This is a genomic window from Enterobacter sp. FW301-JW81, assembly GCF_058788735.1.
On the sequence record NZ_JBYTBA010000001.1, the window covers coordinates 176484 to 196479 of the forward strand.

Here is a 19996-nt window from a genome sequence, read left to right on the forward strand (position 1 = left end):
ATAACTCCTTACGCGCTCAGCAGCTGCTTCATATCATCTTCAACGTTGGTCACGGAACGCAGGCCGAATTTTTCATTCAGCACGGCCAGCAGATCCGGCGTCAGGAAGCCAGGCGCCGTCGGGCCGGTCACGATGTTGGTCACGCCCAGCGAGAGCAGGGTCAGCAGGATGACAATCGCTTTCTGCTCAAACCATGACAGCACCAGCGACAGCGGCAGATCGTTTACGCCGCAGCCCAGTTTTTCCGCGAGGGTAACGGCAAGAATGATGGCCGAGTAAGCATCGTTACACTGACCGGCATCCACCAGGCGCGGCAGGCCTTCGATGTTGCCGAAGTCCAGCTTGTTGAAGCGGTATTTACCGCACGCAAGCGTCAGGATCAGGCAGTCTTCCGGCACGCGGGTGGCGAAATCGGTGAAGTAGTTCCGCTCGCCGCGCGCGCCGTCGCAGCCGCCGATCAGGAAGATGTGGCGCAGCTTTTCACGGCTGACGAGGTCAATCAGCGAATCTGCGGCGCCGAGCAGGGTTTCACGACCGAAGCCCACGGTGATGAGGTGCGGGATCTCGCTGTACGGGAAGCCTGCCATCTGCTGCGCCTGCGCAATTACCGGACCGAAATCGTCACCTTCGAGGTGGCTCACGCCCGGCCAGCCAACGATGCTGCGGGTCCAGATGCGGTCATCGTACGCGCCGACGGTAGGGTCGATGATGCAGTTGGATGTCATCACGATAGGGCCAGGGAAGCGGGCAAACTCGACCTGCTGGTTCTGCCAGCCGCTGCCGTAGTTACCGATCAGATGCTTAAACTTACGCAGCTCCGGGTAACCGTGCGCCGGCAGCATTTCACCGTGGGTATAGACGTTAACGCCGGTGCCTTCGGTTTGCTTCAGCAGGTTGTAGAGATCTTTCAGGTCATGACCGGAGATCAGAATGCATTTACCTTCGGTCGCTTTGACGTTGACCTGGGTTGGCGTTGGGTGACCGTAGGTGCTGGTTTCACCGGCATCCAGAATGCTCATCACGCGGAAGTTCATCTGGCCGATTTCCATTGAGCATTCCAGCAGCGCGTTCATATCGGCAGGCCAGGTCCCCAGCCACGCCATGATTTTGTGGTACTGCGCGTAAATTTCATTGTCGTACTGACCCAGAACGTGCGCGTGCTCCATATAGGCCGCGGCGCCTTTCAGGCCGTACAGGCACAACAGGCGCAGGCCGAGAATGTTCTCGCCAATTGCCGCTTTGTCTTTGTTTGGGGTGAAGTCTGCCGCCTGACGCTGCAGGTCGCCCAGATCGTCGCTCACCAGCTGGAGTTCTGACATCGGATTTTCCACGCGCGCGCCGGCATCCGCCTTCATGCACTGTGCTTTCAGCGCTTCACGCAGGGCGATAGCCTCACGGGCATACCCGACGATGCGCGGGGAATCGAAGTTGACGTTAGTCAGCGTGGAGAAAAATGCGCGCGGGGCGAAGCTGTCAACGTAGTGGTCGACGATGCCGTATTCGCGGGCTTTGAATGCCCATGCGGAAAGGCCTTGCAGGGCTGCAATCAGCAGGTCCTGCAGGTCAGATGTTTCTGCGGTTTTGCCGCACATACCCTGTGCGTAAGAGCAGCCATTGCCTGCCGGAGTACGGATAGTTTGTTCACATTGCACACAAAACATAATCACACCTGTTAAAGTTATATTTAATATACATGTTTAAGGTTATGCTCGTGCCGGAACGGTGAAAAGGGCTTTCTGCCACAAAATAGAGGGAGATTGATTTAGCGCAATTTTGGCGGCAGGTTCGCTACCGCCAAAGAAGTATCAGGCAGAGAAGAAGGCCATCAGAACGGGAACCAGCAGGCTTAAAATAAAGCCGTGAACGATAGCGGCGGGCACCATCTCCAGGCCACCTGAACGCTGTAATACCGGCAGGGTAAAGTCCATCGACGTCGCGCCGCACAGACCCAGCGCGGTGGAACGGCTGCGGCGAACCAGCCCCGGGATCAGCATGATGGCAATCAGCTCGCGCGCCAGATCGTTAAAGAAGGCGGTGCTGCCAATCACCGGGCCGAAAGATTCGGTCAGCAGAATACCGGAGAGGGAGTACCAGCCAAAACCTGATGCCATGGCCAGCCCGGTTTTCAGGGGCAGGTCGAGCACAAAGGCATTAATGACCCCTGCCACCATGGAGCTGGCGACAACGATAACGGCAACCATCATTCCCCGACGGTTCAGGACAATTTGTTTCAGCGTCATGCCATTATTTCGCAGCTGGATACCAATCAGGAACAGCAGGAAGATCAGGGTATATTCGCTGGCCTCCGTAGCGTGCTGTAAAAACGCCCAGCCGGTCAGCCCAAGAAGAAAACCCAGCAGCACGACGCCGCACAGTTTTAATGATTCCAGCGCCATTGCAATTCGTGAAGGGAGTTTTTCCTGATGATGGTGATTTTTCCACGGAATAGTGCGCTCAAGCCAGAAGAGTGCGGCAATATTACACAGCAAAATAACCGCAACGGTGACGACAGAATAATGCAGGATCGCCAGCAGATTGGTCGCCAGATTATCCAGGAAGGCCAGGCTTATCCCCATAAAAAAAAGAATGACGTAAACAATCCAGCTGAGAAAACGGTTGATTAACCGTAATGCCGATTCCTGACGCAGCGGGATGAGATAGCCCACAATCAGGGGCAGCAGAATAATGAGGAGTCCTGAAAACATGAACAGCCGGTCCTTTTGAGTATCTGTTGAGCGCCAGAGACACTACCCAATAAAGGCTGTTCAGTAAAGCGGCAATAAAAAAGCCGGGTGGCGGCTACGCCTTACCCGGCCTACAAGTGCACTCTCACGTAGGTCGGGTAAGCGTTAGCGCCACCCGACACCGAGCGCAATTAATCGCGTTTTTCCAGCAGAGTGCGGTACAGCACGCCGCCCAGAATACCGCCGACGATTGGCATCACCCAGAACAGCCACAGCTGCTCCAGCGCCCAGCCGCCCTGGAAGATGGCGACTGCGGTACTGCGTGCTGGGTTCACGGACGTGTTGGTGACCGGAATGGAAATCAGGTGGATAAGCGTCAGTGCCAGACCAATGGCAATCGGCGCAAAACCGGCTGGCGCGTGTTTGTCGGTTGCGCCGTGGATCACCAGCAGGAAGCCTGCGGTCAGCACAATTTCAATCACGATAGCAGACAGCATGGAATAGCCGCCCGGAGAGTGCTCGCCGAAGCCGTTAGAGGCGAAACCACTGGCTGCCGCGTCGAAGCCGGCTTTACCGCTGGCAATCACGTACAGAACAGCAGCGGCAATAATACCGCCAACCACCTGGGCGACGATATAACCGATAACCTCTTTCGCCGGGAAACGACCGCCCGCCCATAAACCTAACGTCACGGCCGGGTTAAAATGTCCGCCGGAAATATGACCCACGGCAAAAGCCATGGTTAATACGGTTAAACCAAATGCCAGCGCGACGCCGACAAATCCAATGCCTAATTCCGGGAATGCTGCTGCCAGAACGGCGCTACCGCAGCCACCAAATACCAGCCAGAATGTACCAAAGCATTCTGCTGCTAATTTTCTAAACATAACCACCTCAAAATAATTTTCCGCACGCGTTCCTGCGTGTGGGTTATATCGTCAAAAAGGGATGACGACTCAAAGAGTCTCTATTTTAAAAAATAACAACACCCCTTCGCCACTTAAATAAATTAGATTGGTTTGATTTCAGGCAATGTGATGTCATTCCTTGTTCGAGCCGGCGGTAAATAGAGCATAGCTCATTTTTCAATGGGTGGATGTTGTACTGTCGTCACCACCATCCTCCCGCTATACTGCTGATAACTTGAAGGAAAAAGTGGTCATTTGTCGGGGGATTTATGCTTCTCGAACGTGTGGAAATTGTCGGATTTCGCGGTATTAACCGTCTGTCGCTCCAGCTTGAGCAAAACAACGTCCTGATCGGCGAGAACGCGTGGGGTAAGTCCAGCCTGCTGGATGCGCTGACGTTACTGCTTTCGCCCGAAGACGACCTGTATCATTTCGTTCGCGACGATTTCTGGTTCCCGCCCGGTGACGTCACGGGGCGCGAGAAGCATCTGCATATCATTCTGACGTTCCGGGAATCCGAGCCCGGCCGTCACCGCGTGCGTCGCTTCCGCCCGCTGTCGCCCTGCTGGGTGCCGTGCGATGACGGTCTTCATCGGATATTTTATCGTCTGGAAGGGGAGATGGCGGAGAACGAAGGGGTGCTGACCCTGCGTGATTTTCTCGATGAGAAAGCCAACCCCATCCCGCTGGACAATATCGACGATCTGGCTCGCCACCTGATCCGCCTGACGCCGGTATTACGCCTGCGCGATGCGCGTTTTATGCGGCGCATTCGCAACGGTACCGTACCGAATATGCCTGAAGTGGAAGTGACGGCTCGCGAGCTGGATTTCCTGGCGCGAGAGCTGGTGTCGCGCCCGCAGAATCTGACCGATGGCCAAATCCGTCAGGGATTGTCCGCGATGGTACAGCTCCTGGAGCACTATTTTTCCGAGCAGGGGACGTCGGCGTCACGCCATCGCCTGATGCGCCGACGCTCTCATGATGAGCAGCGAAGCTGGCGCTATCTGGACATCATTAACCGGATGATCGACCGGCCCGGCGGGCGTACGCACCGGGTGATTTTGCTGGGACTGTTTTCAACGCTTCTGCAGGCCAAAGGCACCGTTCGACTTGACCGGGACGCCCGACCGCTTCTGCTGGTGGAAGATCCCGAAACGCGCCTGCATCCCATCATGCTCTCCGTGGCATGGCATCTGCTGAATTTACTGCCGCTCCAGCGTATTACCACCACCAATTCCGGTGAATTATTATCGCTGACGCCGGTAGAGCACGTCTGTCGTCTGGTGCGTGAATCTTCCCGCGTTTCCGCTTTCCGGCTGGGGCCGGGAGGGTTGAACGCGGAAGACGGGCGGCGTATTGCGTTTCATATTCGCTTTAACCGGGCGTCGTCCCTTTTTGCCCGCTGCTGGCTACTGGTGGAGGGAGAAACCGAAACCTGGGTCATCAACGAGCTGGCGCGCCAGTGCGGCCACCATTTTGATGCGGAAGGCATTAAGGTGATCGAATTCGCCCAGTCGGGATTAAAGCCGCTGATAAAATTTGCCCGCCGGATGGGGATCGAGTGGCACGTGCTGGTTGACGGCGATGAGGCGGGCAAAAAATATGCCTCGACCGTGCGTGGCCTGCTGAATAACGAGCGAGAAGAAGAGCGCGATCATTTAACTATGCTGCCCGCGATGGACATGGAGCACTTTATGTATCGTCAGGGGTTCGACGATGTTTTCCACCGAATTGCGATGGTGCCGGTCGATGTCCCGATGAACATGCGGCGCGTGATCGCTAAAGCGATTCATCGTTCTTCAAAGCCGGATTTAGCCATTGAAGTGGCGACGGAAGCGGGAAGGCGGGGCGTGGAGGCGGTACCGACTCTGCTGCGCAAGATGTTCTCCCGCGTGCTGTGGCTGGCACGCGGGAAAGCGGATTAGCGTTGAGTTGCCTGATTCACCTGCTGAATCAGGCTATCCAGCAGCTCGTAGCGGCGGCGATATTCGGACCGCTTTTTGCTCGCAATCTCTTCCATGGGTTTACGCGGCATGGCAAGCGGCAGCATAAAGTTACCGTTATCCTGTTTTTCTCCCCCGATGGAGATCCAGAAACTGTCGTAATCGGCCAACAGTTTCCCCTCTTTTTTCTTGCGGTAACGCCAGCTGCGATAGATATGGGTGGCGTTACTGACGGCAACAATCTGCTCTACCGGGAAAGCGGTGCCGAGCGTCATGGCGGCTTCGACCAGCAGGCGTTTCGGGAACAGGCCATGACAGGCTTTCGTTGCGCCCTGGATCAGCTCATGAGGGACGTGCGCTTTTGCACCCTGCAAACCGCCAATGAACAGCGTCGCTTTTCCTTCAAACTGGCATAGCGTAAAGGTCATTTCCGCCAGCACCGTGTTTTGGCTGTCGCAAAACGCGAGGGTGGCTTCCCCTTCTTTATCCAGGAACGCATCAGCACACAGACGAACGGTAAATTGCTGTTCATCTTTTCCGGTTAAGGTCAGCAAGGTAAACCCCTGCTTAGAAAGGTACCCCGTGAGCAGCGTCGCGGGAAGCTGGCGGCTCATGGTCTGATAGTGCCAGTTGAGCGATTCCAGCGCATGCTGACGATCCATATTCACCGTCAGCCAGGGGCGATGCAGCCGGCACGGCAGTCCTGGCTGTACCTGCAGCATCTGCATCAGGCGCGGTTGTTTTGCAAGACTCGTTAACAGGCGCGCGGTGCTAAAGGGTGTCGCCAGCGAACGTAACATGAATTTACGTCGATAGGAGGGGTTTTGCCACGCCAGCCCTGGTGTGAGCGTACCGAAAGCCAGATTTTTGAAGAGCTGCCAGCCAGATTTAGGCTGCTGCAGGTTTGAAAAAGGTGTATCGACGATGGAAGACATGATAGATCCTGCTTCTTGATGAAGATCTTCATTTCAGCAGGCGAACTCTCAACGTCTCGTAAACAAATTGTGACGATTTCGGGAAGAAGTGGTTTCGTTGAGGAGTCGTTTAGATAGAATCAACATTATCAATGCCAGAACATTTATTTGGAATATTTATGAACCTCAAGGGAAAACGCAGAACGCTGATTCTGCTGCTGGCGGTCGTGGTTTTAGCCGGTGGGTACTGGCTATGGCAAGTGCTTAATGCGCCTCTACCACAGTATCAGACATTAATTGTTCGCCCGGGCGAACTGCAGCAAAACGTGCTCGCGACGGGCAAGCTTGATGCCCTGCGCAAGGTTGACGTTGGCGCCCAGGTGAGCGGCCAGCTGAAAACGCTGTCGGTCGAGATTGGCGACAAAGTGAAAAAAGGCCAGCTGCTTGGGGTTATCGATCCTGAACAGGCTGAGAACCAGATTAGGGAAGTGGAAGCCACGTTGATGGAGCTGCGCGCGCAGCGTGCGCAGGCGCAGGCAGAGCGTAATCTTGCCCAGGTCACGCTGACCCGCCAGCAGGCGCTGGCTAAAACCCAGGCCATTTCGAAACAAGATTTGGATACGGCCACCACTGAGCTGGCGGTAAAACAGGCACAGATTGGCACAATCGACGCGCAAATCAAACGCAATCAGGCCTCTCTGGATACGGCGAAAACCAACCTCGATTACACCAAAATCGTCGCGCCGATGGCCGGTGAAGTCACCCAGATCACCACGCTGCAGGGCCAGACGGTGATTGCCGCCCAGCAGGCACCGAACATCCTGACGCTGGCGGACATGAGCACTATGCTGGTCAAGGCCCAGGTCTCAGAAGCGGACGTTATCCATCTTAAACCGGGGCAAAATGCCTGGTTTACGGTGCTGGGCGACCCGCAGACGCGCTATGAAGGCGTGCTGAAAGACATCCTGCCAACCCCGGAAAAGGTTAACGACGCCATCTTCTATTATGCCCGTTTTGAAGTGCCGAACCCGCAGGGCGTGCTGCGTCTGGATATGACCGCCCAGGTGCATATCCAGCTGACCGGCGTGAAGAACGTGCTGACCATTCCACTCTCTGCGCTGGGTGAATCCGCCGGGGAGAGCCGTTATAAAGTGAAAGTGCTGCGCAACGGCGAAACGCGCGAGCGTGAAGTGGTGATTGGCGCGCGCAACGACACCGATGTGGTGGTAGTGAAAGGGCTGGAAGAGGGCGAGGAGGTTGTCACCAGCGAAAGCCTGCCCGGAGCCGCTAAATGACGGCGCTGCTTGAGCTGAACGACATTCGTCGCAGCTATCCCTCAGGCGATGGCCCGGTGGAAGTGCTGAAAGGCATCTCCCTGCGCGTGGAAGCGGGCGAGATGGTGGCGATTGTCGGGGCGTCGGGTTCCGGTAAATCGACGCTGATGAACATTCTCGGGTGCCTGGATAAACCGACCAGCGGTACCTATCGCGTGGCCGGAACGGACGTCTCCACCCTGGACGGCGACGCGCTGGCAAAGCTGCGCCGGGAACACTTTGGTTTTATCTTCCAGCGCTACCATCTGCTTTCTCACCTCAATGCGGCGCAGAACGTTGAAGTGCCTGCGGTGTATGCGGGCGTTGAGCGGAAAAAACGTCTTGAGCGCGCGCAGATGCTGCTGACGAGCCTGGGGCTGGCGGAGCGGGTGGAGTATCAGCCCTCGCAGCTTTCCGGTGGACAGCAGCAGCGCGTGAGTATTGCCCGCGCCCTGATGAACGGCGGCCAGGTTATCCTCGCGGATGAGCCAACCGGCGCGCTCGACAGCCATTCCGGTGAAGAGGTGATGGCGATCCTGCATCAGCTGCGCGATCAGGGGCATACGGTCATCATCGTTACCCACGACCCGCAGGTTGCGGCGCAGGCGGAACGCATTATTGAGATCCACGACGGCGAGCTGGTGAGCAACCCGCCGCCGCGCGAGTCCCGGGCGGCTGCACCGAAAGAAGCGCTACCGGCATCAACCGGCTGGGGGCAGTTCTCCAGCGGCTTTCGTGAAGCGCTGACCATGGCCTGGCTGGCAATGGCGGCCAACAAAATGCGTACCCTGCTGACGATGCTCGGCATCATTATTGGTATCGCCTCGGTGGTGTCGATTGTGGTGGTGGGTGACGCGGCCAAGCAGTTAGTGCTGGCAGATATCCGCGCCATCGGCACCAATACCATTGACGTCTATCCCGGCAAAGACTTTGGCGACGACGAGCCGCAGTATCAGCAGGCGCTGAAATACGACGATCTGGCGGCGATTCAGAAGCAGCCGTGGGTGAACTCCGCTACGCCTGCCGTTTCGCAAAACCTGCGGCTGCGCGTGGGCAATGTTGACGTAGCCGCCAGCGCTAACGGCGTCAGCGGGGACTACTTCAAGGTCTACGGCATGACCTTCAGCGAAGGGGCGACCTTTAACGCCGAACAGCTGGCGGGCAGGGCGCAGGTGGTGGTGCTGGACGCTAACTCGCGCAGGCAGCTCTTCCCCAATAAAGCGAATGTGGTGGGGGAAGTTATCCTGGTCGGCAACATGCCTGCCACGGTCATTGGCGTGGCGGAAGAGAAACAGTCGATGTTTGGCAGCAGTAAGATCCTGCGCGTCTGGCTGCCGTATACCACCATCTCCGGGCGGATTATGGGGCAGTCCTGGCTTAACTCCATCACCGTGCGGGTGAAGGAGGGCTACGATAGCGCGCTGGCCGAGCAGCAGCTTGAGCGGCTGTTAACTCTGCGCCACGGGAAGAAAGATTTCTTCACCTGGAATATGGACGGCCTCTTGAAAACGGCGGAAAAGACCACACGTACTCTTCAGCTGTTCCTCACGCTGGTGGCGGTCATTTCGCTGGTCGTTGGCGGCATCGGGGTGATGAATATCATGCTGGTGTCGGTGACCGAACGCACGCGGGAAATTGGCATCCGTATGGCGGTCGGGGCCAGAGCCAGCGATGTCCTGCAGCAGTTTTTGATCGAGGCGGTGCTGGTGTGTCTGGTGGGGGGCGCGATGGGAATTGCGCTCTCAATGATGATCGCGTTTGCGCTCCAGCTCTTTTTACCCGGCTGGGAGATCGGTTTCTCGCCGGTTGCCATTATTACTGCTTTTTTGTGTTCAACCTTTACCGGCATTTTGTTTGGCTGGTTGCCCGCCCGCAATGCGGCGCGGCTGGATCCGGTGGATGCACTGGCTCGCGAATAGGCTGAAAATAAAAATGCCAGCCGATCGGGCTGGCATTTTGACTGCGGGATGTACACAATAAAACAGAGAGCTATGCAACCGTCTCTGCTTCGATGGGCACGATAAGGCTTGCATGATTGCCTTTTGGTCCCTGGTGTACATCGAACCGGACTGACTGCCCGGCCTTGAGCGTTCTGTAACCATCCATCTGAATGGTGGAATAGTGAGCGAAGATATCCTCGCCGCCGCCTTCGGGGCAGATGAAGCCAAACCCTTTGGCGTTGTTGAACCACTTAACAGTACCCATTTCCATGCTTCGACATCCTTCGTAAATCTTATAAGTTAAGATGGAATGAACCGGTGGTGGAGTGGGGGCTGTTCAAAACCTCGCCATCTCACGCTTGTACAATTTAGAGAAACGAAAGAAGTCGTCAAGCGTTTGGCGCTGGAGATGGGACAATAATCAACCAAAGTTTGAAGCAGTTAACGCTATTGCAACAGTTTGTGACAGACATCGCGGATGACAGTAATAGATGATTGTTATCTAACATCTGAGGTAGATTCAAAGTGGTTATGCAAAATGGGTAAGACCAACGACTGGCTGGATTTTGACCAGCTGGCGGAAGACAAAGTGCGTGACGCGCTAAAACCGCCATCTATGTATAAAGTTATGTTAATGAACGATGATTACACGCCGATGGAATTTGTTATTGACGTGCTACAAAAGTTCTTTTCTTATGATGTAGAACGTGCAACGCAACTGATGCTTACCGTTCATTATCGTGGCAAAGCTATCTGCGGCATCTTCACAGCCGAAGTGGCGGAAACCAAAGTGGCGATGGTGAACGACTATGCGAGGGAGAACGAGCATCCGTTGCTGTGTACGCTGGAAAAGGCCTGATAAGGCATAAAATTGGGGGAGGTGCCTATGCTCAATCAAGAACTGGAACTCAGTTTAAACATGGCTTTCGCCAGAGCGCGTGAGCACCGACATGAGTTTATGACCGTCGAGCACCTGCTGCTCGCACTGCTTAGCAACCCATCTGCCCGCGAAGCGCTGGAAGCTTGCTCCGTGGATCTGGTGGCGCTACGTCAGGAACTCGAAGCCTTCATCGAACAAACCACACCGGTGCTGCCAGCCAGTGAAGAGGAGCGCGACACGCAGCCGACGCTCAGCTTCCAGCGCGTGCTGCAGCGCGCGGTTTTCCACGTCCAGTCTTCCGGACGTAGCGAAGTGACTGGCGCAAACGTCTTAGTCGCCATCTTCAGCGAGCAGGAGTCACAGGCTGCCTACCTGCTGCGCAAACACGAAGTCAGCCGACTCGACGTGGTTAACTTTATTTCTCACGGAACGCGCAAAGACGAGCCTAACCAGGCATCGGATTCCAGCAATCAGGTCAATAACAATGAAGAGCAAGCAGGCGGGGAGGATCGTATGGAAAACTTCACCACCAACCTTAACCAGCTTGCTCGCGTTGGCGGTATCGATCCGCTGATTGGTCGCGATAAAGAGCTGGAGCGCGCGATCCAGGTGCTGTGCCGTCGCCGCAAGAACAACCCGCTGCTGGTGGGGGAATCTGGCGTGGGTAAAACCGCGATTGCCGAAGGGCTTGCCTGGCGCATTGTGCAGGGCGACGTGCCGGAAGTCATTGCCGATTGCACCATCTACTCGCTGGATATCGGCTCGCTGCTGGCGGGCACCAAATACCGCGGTGATTTTGAAAAACGCTTCAAGGCGCTGTTAAAGCAGCTGGAGCAGGACACCAACAGCATCCTGTTTATCGATGAAATCCACACCATCATCGGCGCAGGTGCGGCCTCCGGTGGCCAGGTGGATGCCGCGAACCTGATTAAACCGCTGCTCTCCAGCGGCAAGATCCGCGTGATTGGCTCCACCACCTACCAGGAGTTCAGCAACATCTTTGAGAAAGACCGCGCGCTGGCGCGCCGCTTCCAGAAAATCGACGTGACTGAACCGTCCGTCGAGGAAACGGTGCAGATCATCAACGGCCTGAAGCCGAAGTACGAAGCGCACCACGACGTGCGTTATACCGCGAAAGCGGTCCGTGCGGCGGTGGAGCTGGCGGTGAAATACATCAACGACCGTCACCTGCCGGATAAGGCGATTGACGTGATTGATGAGGCCGGGGCGCGTGCGCGTCTGATGCCGGCGAGCAAGCGTAAGAAAACCGTTAACGTGGCGGATATTGAGTCTGTAGTGGCCCGCATCGCGCGTATCCCTGAGAAGAGCGTTTCTCAGAGCGACCGTGACACGCTGCGCACTCTCGGCAACCGCCTGAAAATGCTGGTCTTTGGTCAGGATAAAGCCATTGAGGCCTTAACCGAAGCGATCAAGATGGCCCGTGCCGGACTGGGGCATGACCACAAGCCCGTCGGTTCTTTCCTGTTCGCCGGCCCGACCGGTGTGGGTAAAACCGAGGTAACGGTTCAGCTCTCCAAAGCGCTGGGCATTGAGCTGCTGCGCTTTGATATGTCCGAGTATATGGAGCGTCACACCGTCAGCCGTTTGATTGGTGCGCCTCCGGGATACGTTGGCTTTGACCAGGGCGGCCTGCTCACCGACGCGGTGATCAAGCATCCGCACGCGGTACTGCTGCTCGATGAAATCGAGAAAGCGCACCCGGACGTGTTCAACATCCTGCTGCAGGTGATGGACAACGGGACGCTGACCGACAACAACGGGCGCAAGGCGGACTTCCGCAACGTGGTGCTGGTGATGACCACCAACGCCGGGGTGCGTGAAACCGAGCGTAAATCCATCGGCCTGATCCACCAGGATAACAGCACTGATGCGATGGAAGAGATCAAGAAGATCTTTACGCCGGAGTTCCGTAACCGTCTGGACAACATTATCTGGTTCGATCACCTGTCTACCGAGGTGATCCATCAGGTGGTGGATAAGTTCATCGTCGAGCTACAGGTTCAGCTGGATCAGAAAGGCGTCTCGCTGGAAGTGAGCCAGGAGGCCCGCAACTGGCTGGCTGAGAAAGGCTACGACCGTGCGATGGGAGCCCGTCCAATGGCGCGCGTGATTCAGGATAACCTGAAGAAACCGCTGGCGAACGAGCTGCTGTTTGGCTCGCTGGTGGACGGTGGCCAGGTGACCGTGGCGCTGGATCAGGCGAAGAACGAGCTGACGTACGATTTCCAGAGTGCGGCGAAGCACAAGCCGGAAGCGGCTCACTAACGTAACTTAAATAAAAAGCCGGGTTTTTTAACCCGGCTTTTTTGTGCCTGTTTTTCTCCCTCTCCCCGTGGGAGAGAGGTGCAGGGTGAGGGTATTGGACCGCACTAAAATACATCTTCCCGCACAGCCACATTAAAGACCCAAATAAAAAAGGCCGGGATTATCCCGACCTTTTAAATATTCATCTGCCATTACAGGCGAAAACAATTAGCGACTACGGAAGACAATGCGGCCTTTGCTCAGGTCGTACGGGGTCAGTTCAACAGTCACTTTGTCGCCCGTCAAAATGCGGATGTAGTTTTTGCGCATTTTACCGGAGATGTGCGCAGTTACCACGTGACCGTTTTCCAGCTCTACGCGAAACATGGTATTAGGCAACGTATCAAGTACGGTACCCTGCATTTCAATATTGTCTTCTTTGGCCATCTAATCCTCTGGGGTATCACTACCAAGTTTTGAACCGGCAAGATAATGCCGAAATTCATCAATTAAGTAAAGAATTGCGCGATTAAAACGCAGCAAAACAGTTTCGGCGCATTGCCCAAGCGTCACGGTACAACCGAACAGGAAGCGCATTCGTAAAGGGGAGACAACAGGATAAACGTCAGGACGTTATCTGAAGCGAGGGTCCCAAACGGCGGCGGGGCAACAGGCAGAAGCTACTCTGCGGCATAATTATAACACCCTCAAAAAAAATATGCGGAAAACATTTAGGCATTGGGCATAAAGAGCGTTCTCGGTATCCAGAAGTCGCGCGGCAGCTTCTCCTGACGGCTGGCATCCAGATGCTCGATGTACTGACGACGCGGAATTTCAACAGCCCCCAGGGAGGCCGTGTGCTCGTTGAGCACCTGGCAATCGATCAGGCGTCCGCCGCGTTGGGCAAACGCCTGGCAGAAGACCAGCAGTGCGGTTTTCGATGCGTTAACCGCGCGCGAGAACATCGACTCGCCACAAAACAGCGTTCCTTGCGCCACGCCGTACATCCCGCCGACGAGTGCGCCACCTTCCCATACTTCGATGGAGTGGGCGTAGCCAAGCTCATGGAGCTGATGGTAAGCGGTAATGATATCGCGGGTTATCCATGTCCCTTCATAGCGGTCTTCGGCACAGCCTTCAATCACCTGACCAAAGGCGTGGTTGAGGGTGACGCGGTAGGGTGATTTCGTATGGAAACGCTTCATGCTGCGGCTCAGATGAAACTGCTCTGGCCACAGCACGGCACGCGGATCGGGAGACCACCATAAAATCGGGTCGCCCGGGGAAAACCAGGGAAAGATACCGCGCTGGTAAGCCATCAATAGCCGCGCAGGACTGAGGTCACCGCCAAGTGCCAGCAGCCCATTGGGCTCACGCAGCGCCCCCTCCGGAGAAGGAAACGCGATGTTATGACGAGAAAGCTGGACCAGGCGCATGACAGCAGAACTCCAGTACGCGAGTGAGGACGCTACAAATATAGTCTACAGACGCTGTTTAAACTGGTAGTAGCGACCCTGTTTCGCCAACAGTTCTGTGTGACTACCTTGCTCAATAATGTGTCCGTTGTCCATCACGATTATCCGATCAAAGTTCGCCAGACCGCGCAGGCGGTGCGTGACCATCAGCACGGTTTTTCCGCTCATCACCTTTGCCAGCAAATCAAGGATTTGGCTCTCCGTGGTGGCGTCCAGTCCTTCAGTAGGTTCGTCGAGCAGCATCAGCGGGGCATCGTGCAGCAGTGCGCGCGCAATAGCCAGACGGCGCAGTTCACCACCGGAGAGCTGACGGCCTCCTTCGCCCAGCCAGCTGTTTAACCCTTCGTCCTCCAGCAGCTTATGCAGGCCGACCTGTTCCAGCATGGCGCGAAGCGCATCATCAGAGGCGTCCGGCGCGGCCAGCAGCAGGTTATCGCGCAGGGTGGCGCTAAACAGATGCACGCGCTGGGGAACGACGCTGACGGTTTGGCGCAGAGCCTGCTCGCTGAAATCTGTCAGCAACGTATTATTAAAACGAATCTGGCCGCGCTGCGGATCCCAGGCACGCGTCAGCAGCTGTAGCAGCGTCGATTTACCACAGCCGGTACGGCCGAGGATCGCAATTCGCTGACCGGCATTAACAGACAGGGTAATGCCGTCCAGCGCATTCTGAGCCTGCCTGTCGTAGGCAAAGGTGACATCATCAAGCGCGAGTGCAACCTGTTCTGGCACCTCAGTCTGACTGGCGCTGAACGTGACTTCAGGCTCCTGCTCGGCAATCTGCGTGATGCGCAGGGCAGAGGCGATGACCTGCCCCAGATGCTGGAAGGCGCCCGTTACCGGTGCCAGCGCTTCAAACGCTGCGAGTGCACAAAAAACGAAGAGGGCAATCAGGGGACCTGGCTGCGTATTACCCCCGACATCGCCGGAAGCCAGCCACAGCATGGCAATGACGGCCACGCCTCCGATCAGCATCATCAGTGCCTGGGAAAAGGCCGTCAGCTCCGACTGGCGGCGCTGGGCCTCATGCCAGTTCAGCTCCGTACTTTCCATGCGCGCGCGGTAGCGCTTGCTGGCACCAAAAATGGTCAGCTCGGCCTGCCCCTGTAGCCAGGAAGTCAGCTGCTGGCGATAATCTCCACGCAGACGCGTCAGGTTTTCGCCGGTGGATTTGCCGGCGCGGTAAAACAGCGGCGGAAGAATGATGAGCGTCAACAGCATGATCCCGCCCAGCGTGAGCGCAACGGAAACGTCCAGCACGGACAGCCCCAGCGTGACCACCACAATCACCACAAACGCGCCCACTATCGGGGAGATTACGCGCAGGTAAAGGTGATCCAGCGTGTCGACATCTGCAACGACGCGGTTAAGTAACTCTCCCTGACGAAAACGCGACAGCCCGGCAGGGGAGAGGGGCAGCAGTTTGCTGAAGGTGTAGATGCGCAGGTGCTGCAGCACGCGGAAAGTGGCGTCGTGGCTGACCAGCCGCTCGAAATAGCGCCCGGCAGTACGGGTGATGGCAGTACCGCGAACACCCGCAGCCGGGAGCATATAGTTGAAGCTGTACAACCCGGCAACGCCCGCGACGGCCGAGGCCGACAAGAACCAGCCGGAAAGCGTGAGCAGACCAATGCTGGCGAGCAGGGTCACAATCGCCAGCACAATCCCAAGCGTCAGCATCCACTTGTGGCGTTTATAGAGCGCAAGATAGGGCAGCAGAGCGCGCATCAGATGTCCTCCTGACGGTTCGCCAGCAGGGTGGCAAACGGCCCCTGCGCGGCAACAAGAGAGGCGTAATCGCCTTGCTCAACGATACGGCCATTTTCCATGACCCAGATCTGGTCCCAGTCGGCAATGCCTTCAAGCTGGTGGGTGACCATCAGCGTCGTTTGCTGCAGGGAGGCAGCGTTCAGGGCGTGCATGACGCGCTGTTCGCTGTGAGCGTCCAGGCTGGCTGCGGGCTCATCCAGCAGCATCAGCTGGCATGGGTTCAGCAGCGCGCGGGCAACGGCCACACGCTGCGCCTGTCCAACCGAAAGCCCGGCGGACTGGTCGCCGACAACGGTATCCACCCCATGCGGGAGCAGCGGCAGAAACTCGCTGACCCAGGCGCGGTCGAGAACCGATTGCAGTTCATCTTCTCGCGCATCCGGGCGCGCCAGAAGCACGTTCTCGCGCAGCGTAGAGGCCGGAAGCTGCGGGTTTTGTCCTACCCAACTGAGCTGTTTACGCCAGGCGTCAGGATCGAGGTTGCGCAGTTCGGTTTTGTTTATCCGCAGTGAACCGGTATAGGCCATAAAACCGGACAGCGCATTCAGCAGCGAACTTTTCCCTGAACCGCTGATGCCGACAAGCACCACGCGCTTTCCGGCTGGCAGGGTAAAGTTCAGCGGGCCTGCCAGCACCTTACCTTCAGGCGAGAGGATGCAAAAATCACTCGCCTCAAGAGTCACGGGCTCTTTGGCATTCAGGGTCACATCCCCCCGCTCAGGGTGCGCCAGCGGCGTTTCCAGGAACGTTTTCAGACTGTCGGCTGCGCCAACCGCCTGCGCTTTGGCGTGATAGAAGGTCCCCAGATCGCGAAGCGGCTGGAAAAACTCGGGGGCCAGGATCAGCGCCAGAAACCCGGCGGAAAGGGTTACCGCGGTGCCGTAATGGCCGAAATCGAGCGCGCCGAGATAGGAGAAGCCGAAGTAGACCGCCACAAGGGCAATCGACAGCGAGGTAAAGAATTCCAGTACGCCTGAGGACAAGAAGGCGAGGCGCAACACTTCCATAGTGCGCTGGCGGAAGTCCTGCGATGCCTGGCGAATGTTTTCGGTTTCCGCTTCACCGCGGCCAAAAATGCGTAACGTCTCCATACCGCGCAGACGGTCAAGGAAATGGCCGCTTAAGCGACCCAATGCCAGGAAGTTACGGCGGTTGGCATCCGCTGCCCCCATTCCGACCAGCGCCATAAACAGCGGGATCAGCGGGGCGGTGCCCATCAGAATCAGCGCGGCCATCCAGTTTACCGGGAAGATGGCAATCACAATCAGCAGCGGAACGAAGACGGCAAGGGCCATTTGCGGCAGATAGCGCGCGTAGTAGTCGTGCATATCGTCAATCTGCTCAAGGATCAGCGTCGCCCAGCTTCCGGCCGGTTTTCCCTGGATCCACGCGGGCCCGGCTTCCTGAAGACGATCCAGCACCTGACGGCGGATCTCGTAGCGGATATGCTGTCCGGCGTGAAAACCGACGCGCTCACGCAGCCACACCACCCAGGCGCGCAGGACAAAAATCAGGATCAGGACAATAAAGGGAAGCAGGAGCGCTTCGCGCGGGATGTTCTCCATGATCATGTGATTAAGAATGCGGGCCAGCAGCCATGCCTGGGCAACAATCAACAGACCGCTAACGAATCCCAGGAGACGGGAAATCGTAAGCCAGCGGCGGGAAATAACGCTTTGCTGTTTCAGCCAGCGTGTTAACTCTTGTTGACGGGTTTTTTCCATTGCGTACTTTGCAGGTGACGTTATTAGAAGTTGGGCAGCGCAATGTTACAACGGGGAGACAATAAAGGCGACTTATCGCCGCCTTTATTTACGTTTGTTACTGACTTGTAAAGATTATTTACCTTGTTCAGCCAGTCCGTCGAGGTAGCGTTCGGCGTCCAGCGCGGCCATACAGCCGGTGCCCGCAGAAGTAATCGCCTGGCGGTAAATGTGGTCCATCACGTCGCCGGCCGCGAACACGCCCGGGATACTGGTTTGGGTCGCGTTACCGTGAATGCCAGACTGCACTTTAATGTAGCCGTTTTCCAGCTCCAGCTGACCGTCGAAGATGGCGGTGTTCGGGCTGTGACCGATTGCCACAAACAGGCCAGCCACTTCCAGCGTTTCGACGTTGTCGGTGTTCTGGGTATCACGGATACGCAGACCGGCAACGCCCATCTGGTCGCCCGTGACTTCTTCGAGGGTACGGTTGGTGTGCAGCACGATGTTGCCGCTTGCCACTTTATCCATCAGACGTTTGATCAGGATCTTCTCCGCGCGGAAGGTGTCGCGACGGTGGATCAGGTGCACTTCTGAGGCAATGTTCGCCAGGTACAGCGCTTCTTCGACTGCGGTGTTGCCGCCGCCGATGACCGCGACCTTCTGATTGCGGTAGAAGAAACCGTCACAGGTTGCGCAGGCAGAGACGCCGCGGCCTTTGAACGCTTCTTCGGATGGCAGACCGAGGTAACGGGCAGAGGCACCGGTTGCGACGATCAGCGCATCACAGGTGTATTCGCCGCTGTCACCCGTCAGGCGGAACGGACGGTTCTGCAGATCGACCTTGTTAATGTGGTCGAACAGAATTTCGGTTTCGAATTTAGCGGCATGCTCGTGCATACGTTCCATCAGCAGCGGCCCGGTCAGGTCGTTCGGATCGCCTGGCCAGTTTTCCACTTCGGTGGTGGTGGTCAGCTGACCGCCTTTTTCCATGCCGGTGATTAATACCGGTTGCAGGTTAGCGCGTGCAGCATAGACCGCTGCGGTATATCCCGCAGGTCCAGAACCAAGGATTAGCAGCTTACTGTGTTTGGCCGTGCCCATGAGATCCCCATTGTTGTTGGCAGACATTTGGCAGGATTGTAGGGAATTTGTTGTCGTAAAAAAAGAGCGCAGCAATTTTGTTATCAATCCATGTAATAGCTACGGACGATGAATGACGCGCGATAGCATCAGGCTTTCTCCTGAAAATCGGTCGTTTGTAAGGCAATAAAATGAGGATTAATACCCTGCCGTAATGAATATCCGGCATGTTGTACTAAAAAACGATGTTTTGCTTTGACAATCCCCTGCGCTTTTGCGAAAACATTCAAGGAAGAAAAAAAACCGCGTTAACCGTATGCCGCATAGGCATGCACGTAAATGCCATTTTTACCGGGTCAGTGAAATCTACGCATGGCGTGGACAGACGCCATACGTGATGTTGGTGACTGCCTTTGGGCAACGGTCTTCTTACCAACAGAACCCGAATCCGCATCGCGTCTAATACAAAACCAGGCGATGTGATGACTAACGGGTACAGGCTCTGAACAGTGATGTGCACAGGGTCCAGGCAGGAGTAGGGAAGGAATACAGAGAGACAATAATAATGGTAGATAGCAAGAAGCGCCCTGGCAAAGATCTCGACCGTATCGATCGTAACATTCTTAATGAATTGCAAAAGGATGGGCGTATTTCCAACGTCGAGCTTTCAAAACGTGTGGGACTTTCCCCGACGCCGTGCCTTGAGCGTGTGCGCCGACTGGAAAGACAGGGTTTTATTCAGGGCTATACGGCTCTGCTGAACCCGCATTATCTGGATGCCTCACTTCTGGTATTTGTTGAGATTACTCTGAATCGTGGTGCACCGGATGTGTTTGAGCAATTTAACGCCGCTGTACAAAAACTTGAAGAAATTCAAGAGTGTCACCTGGTTTCCGGTGATTTCGACTACCTGTTGAAAACCCGTGTGCCTGATATGTCCGCCTACCGTAAGCTGCTGGGGGAAACCCTGCTGCGTCTGCCAGGCGTGAACGACACCCGTACGTATGTGGTGATGGAAGAGGTCAAACAGAGCAATCGTCTGGTTATTAAGACGCGCTAACACGGAACAGGTGCAAAATCAGCGTAGTTTGATTACACTCCTGTTAATCCATACA

Annotated in this window: 16 protein-coding genes; 6 read left to right on the forward strand and 10 right to left on the reverse strand. The window is 56.2% G+C overall.

All coding sequences use genetic code 11. The features are described 5' to 3' along the window. Positions 1-8 precede the first annotated feature (8 nt). The 3 genes from hcp to aqpZ all read right to left on the reverse strand — a co-directional run bounded on the left by hcp (position 9) and on the right by aqpZ (position 3571). Positions 9-1661 (reverse strand): hydroxylamine reductase, encoded by a 1653-nt coding sequence (gene hcp, locus AC3WOK_RS00820; RefSeq protein ID WP_492353769.1) that lies wholly within the window; start codon positions 1659-1661, stop codon positions 9-11. 144 nt (positions 1662-1805) lie between these two features. After that, positions 1806-2705, reverse strand: a complete 900-nt coding sequence (locus AC3WOK_RS00825) for a LysO family transporter (protein ID WP_492353770.1) — start codon at positions 2703-2705, stop codon at positions 1806-1808. Positions 2706-2875: 170 nt separating this feature from the next. Continuing rightward, entirely contained in the window at positions 2876-3571 is a 696-nt protein-coding gene (gene aqpZ / locus AC3WOK_RS00830) for an aquaporin Z (protein ID WP_025756038.1), read from the reverse strand. Between the two features lie 290 nt (positions 3572-3861). On the opposite strand from aqpZ, the gene AC3WOK_RS00835 reads away from it, so the two are divergent. Then, positions 3862-5520, forward strand: coding sequence for an ATP-dependent nuclease (locus tag AC3WOK_RS00835; RefSeq protein WP_264439040.1), 1659 nt, complete (start codon positions 3862-3864; stop codon positions 5518-5520). Here AC3WOK_RS00835 and AC3WOK_RS00840 read toward each other — a convergent pair. Continuing rightward, positions 5517-6473 (reverse strand): VirK/YbjX family protein, encoded by a 957-nt coding sequence (locus AC3WOK_RS00840; protein WP_047346930.1) that lies wholly within the window; start codon positions 6471-6473, stop codon positions 5517-5519. The genes AC3WOK_RS00835 and AC3WOK_RS00840 overlap by 4 nt on opposite strands. A 158-nt stretch (positions 6474-6631) precedes the next feature. On the opposite strand from AC3WOK_RS00840, the gene macA reads away from it, so the two are divergent. Continuing rightward, positions 6632-7747 (forward strand): macrolide transporter subunit MacA, encoded by a 1116-nt coding sequence (gene macA / locus AC3WOK_RS00845; protein ID WP_047347378.1) that lies wholly within the window; start codon positions 6632-6634, stop codon positions 7745-7747. After that, complete coding sequence (gene macB / locus AC3WOK_RS00850) at positions 7744-9684, forward strand: macrolide ABC transporter ATP-binding protein/permease MacB (RefSeq protein WP_492353771.1); 1941 nt, start codon at positions 7744-7746, stop codon at positions 9682-9684. The genes macA and macB overlap by 4 nt, the downstream gene beginning before the upstream one ends. 70 nt (positions 9685-9754) lie before the next feature. Here macB and cspD read toward each other — a convergent pair whose 3' ends face one another. Next, positions 9755-9976: a cold shock-like protein CspD gene (gene cspD / locus AC3WOK_RS00855; protein WP_008499993.1), complete on the reverse strand. Its 222-nt coding sequence runs from the start codon at positions 9974-9976 to the stop codon at positions 9755-9757. A 267-nt stretch (positions 9977-10243) separates the two neighbouring features. On the opposite strand from cspD, the gene clpS reads away from it, so the two are divergent. Together clpS and clpA are read left to right on the forward strand one after the other, a co-directional pair. Continuing rightward, positions 10244-10564: an ATP-dependent Clp protease adapter ClpS gene (gene clpS, locus AC3WOK_RS00860; protein WP_006174393.1), complete on the forward strand. Its 321-nt coding sequence runs from the start codon at positions 10244-10246 to the stop codon at positions 10562-10564. Positions 10565-10591: 27 nt separating this feature from the next. Then, positions 10592-12871: an ATP-dependent Clp protease ATP-binding subunit ClpA gene (clpA, locus tag AC3WOK_RS00865; RefSeq protein WP_008499992.1), complete on the forward strand. Its 2280-nt coding sequence runs from the start codon at positions 10592-10594 to the stop codon at positions 12869-12871. A gap of 207 nt (positions 12872-13078) precedes the next feature. Here the strand turns inward: clpA and infA are convergent, their stop codons facing one another. The 5 genes from infA to trxB form a co-directional block, all read right to left on the reverse strand. After that, on the reverse strand, positions 13079-13297 hold the full coding sequence (gene infA / locus AC3WOK_RS00870) for a translation initiation factor IF-1 (RefSeq protein WP_002211347.1): 219 nt from the start codon (positions 13295-13297) through the stop codon (positions 13079-13081). Between the two features lie 284 nt (positions 13298-13581). Then, positions 13582-14286, reverse strand: coding sequence for a leucyl/phenylalanyl-tRNA--protein transferase (aat, locus tag AC3WOK_RS00875; protein ID WP_059310431.1), 705 nt, complete (start codon positions 14284-14286; stop codon positions 13582-13584). A 45-nt stretch (positions 14287-14331) separates the two neighbouring features. After that, positions 14332-16053 carry a heme ABC transporter ATP-binding protein/permease CydC gene (gene cydC, locus AC3WOK_RS00880; protein WP_492353772.1) on the reverse strand — a complete coding sequence of 574 codons (1722 nt, stop codon included), beginning with the start codon at positions 16051-16053 and terminating at the stop codon, positions 14332-14334. Next, the gene (gene cydD, locus AC3WOK_RS00885; protein ID WP_059310429.1) at positions 16053-17819 is read right to left on the reverse strand and encodes a heme ABC transporter permease/ATP-binding protein CydD; all 1767 of its coding nucleotides are present in this window, start codon (positions 17817-17819) and stop codon (positions 16053-16055) included. Before cydD ends, cydC begins: the two co-directional genes overlap by 1 nt. A 114-nt stretch (positions 17820-17933) precedes the next feature. Then, the gene (gene trxB / locus AC3WOK_RS00890; protein WP_047346924.1) at positions 17934-18902 is read right to left on the reverse strand and encodes a thioredoxin-disulfide reductase; all 969 of its coding nucleotides are present in this window, start codon (positions 18900-18902) and stop codon (positions 17934-17936) included. Between the two features lie 544 nt (positions 18903-19446). Here trxB and lrp point away from each other — a divergent pair. Continuing rightward, positions 19447-19941, forward strand: a complete 495-nt coding sequence (gene lrp / locus AC3WOK_RS00895; protein ID WP_000228469.1) for a leucine-responsive transcriptional regulator Lrp — start codon at positions 19447-19449, stop codon at positions 19939-19941. Positions 19942-19996: the final 55 nt, after the last annotated feature.

Excerpts from the sequence above, each read along its gene's own strand:
- aat (WP_059310431.1), bottom strand. The coding sequence starts at position 14,286 with ATGCGCCTGGTCCAGCTTTCTCGTCATAACATCGCGTTTCCTTCTCCG.
- AC3WOK_RS00835 (WP_264439040.1), top strand. The coding sequence starts at position 3,862 with ATGCTTCTCGAACGTGTGGAAATTGTCGGATTTCGCGGTATTAACCGT.
- hcp (WP_492353769.1), bottom strand. The coding sequence starts at position 1,661 with ATGTTTTGTGTGCAATGTGAACAAACTATCCGTACTCCGGCAGGCAAT.
- macB (WP_492353771.1), top strand. The coding sequence starts at position 7,744 with ATGACGGCGCTGCTTGAGCTGAACGACATTCGTCGCAGCTATCCCTCA.
- cydD (WP_059310429.1), bottom strand. The coding sequence starts at position 17,819 with ATGGAAAAAACCCGTCAACAAGAGTTAACACGCTGGCTGAAACAGCAA.
- clpA (WP_008499992.1), top strand. The coding sequence starts at position 10,592 with ATGCTCAATCAAGAACTGGAACTCAGTTTAAACATGGCTTTCGCCAGA.
- cydC (WP_492353772.1), bottom strand. The coding sequence starts at position 16,053 with ATGCGCGCTCTGCTGCCCTATCTTGCGCTCTATAAACGCCACAAGTGG.
- clpS (WP_006174393.1), top strand. The coding sequence starts at position 10,244 with ATGGGTAAGACCAACGACTGGCTGGATTTTGACCAGCTGGCGGAAGAC.
- AC3WOK_RS00825 (WP_492353770.1), bottom strand. The coding sequence starts at position 2,705 with ATGTTTTCAGGACTCCTCATTATTCTGCTGCCCCTGATTGTGGGCTAT.
- trxB (WP_047346924.1), bottom strand. The coding sequence starts at position 18,902 with ATGGGCACGGCCAAACACAGTAAGCTGCTAATCCTTGGTTCTGGACCT.
- cspD (WP_008499993.1), bottom strand. The coding sequence starts at position 9,976 with ATGGAAATGGGTACTGTTAAGTGGTTCAACAACGCCAAAGGGTTTGGC.
- aqpZ (WP_025756038.1), bottom strand. The coding sequence starts at position 3,571 with ATGTTTAGAAAATTAGCAGCAGAATGCTTTGGTACATTCTGGCTGGTA.
- infA (WP_002211347.1), bottom strand. The coding sequence starts at position 13,297 with ATGGCCAAAGAAGACAATATTGAAATGCAGGGTACCGTACTTGATACG.
- lrp (WP_000228469.1), top strand. The coding sequence starts at position 19,447 with ATGGTAGATAGCAAGAAGCGCCCTGGCAAAGATCTCGACCGTATCGAT.
- macA (WP_047347378.1), top strand. The coding sequence starts at position 6,632 with ATGAACCTCAAGGGAAAACGCAGAACGCTGATTCTGCTGCTGGCGGTC.
- AC3WOK_RS00840 (WP_047346930.1), bottom strand. The coding sequence starts at position 6,473 with ATGTCTTCCATCGTCGATACACCTTTTTCAAACCTGCAGCAGCCTAAA.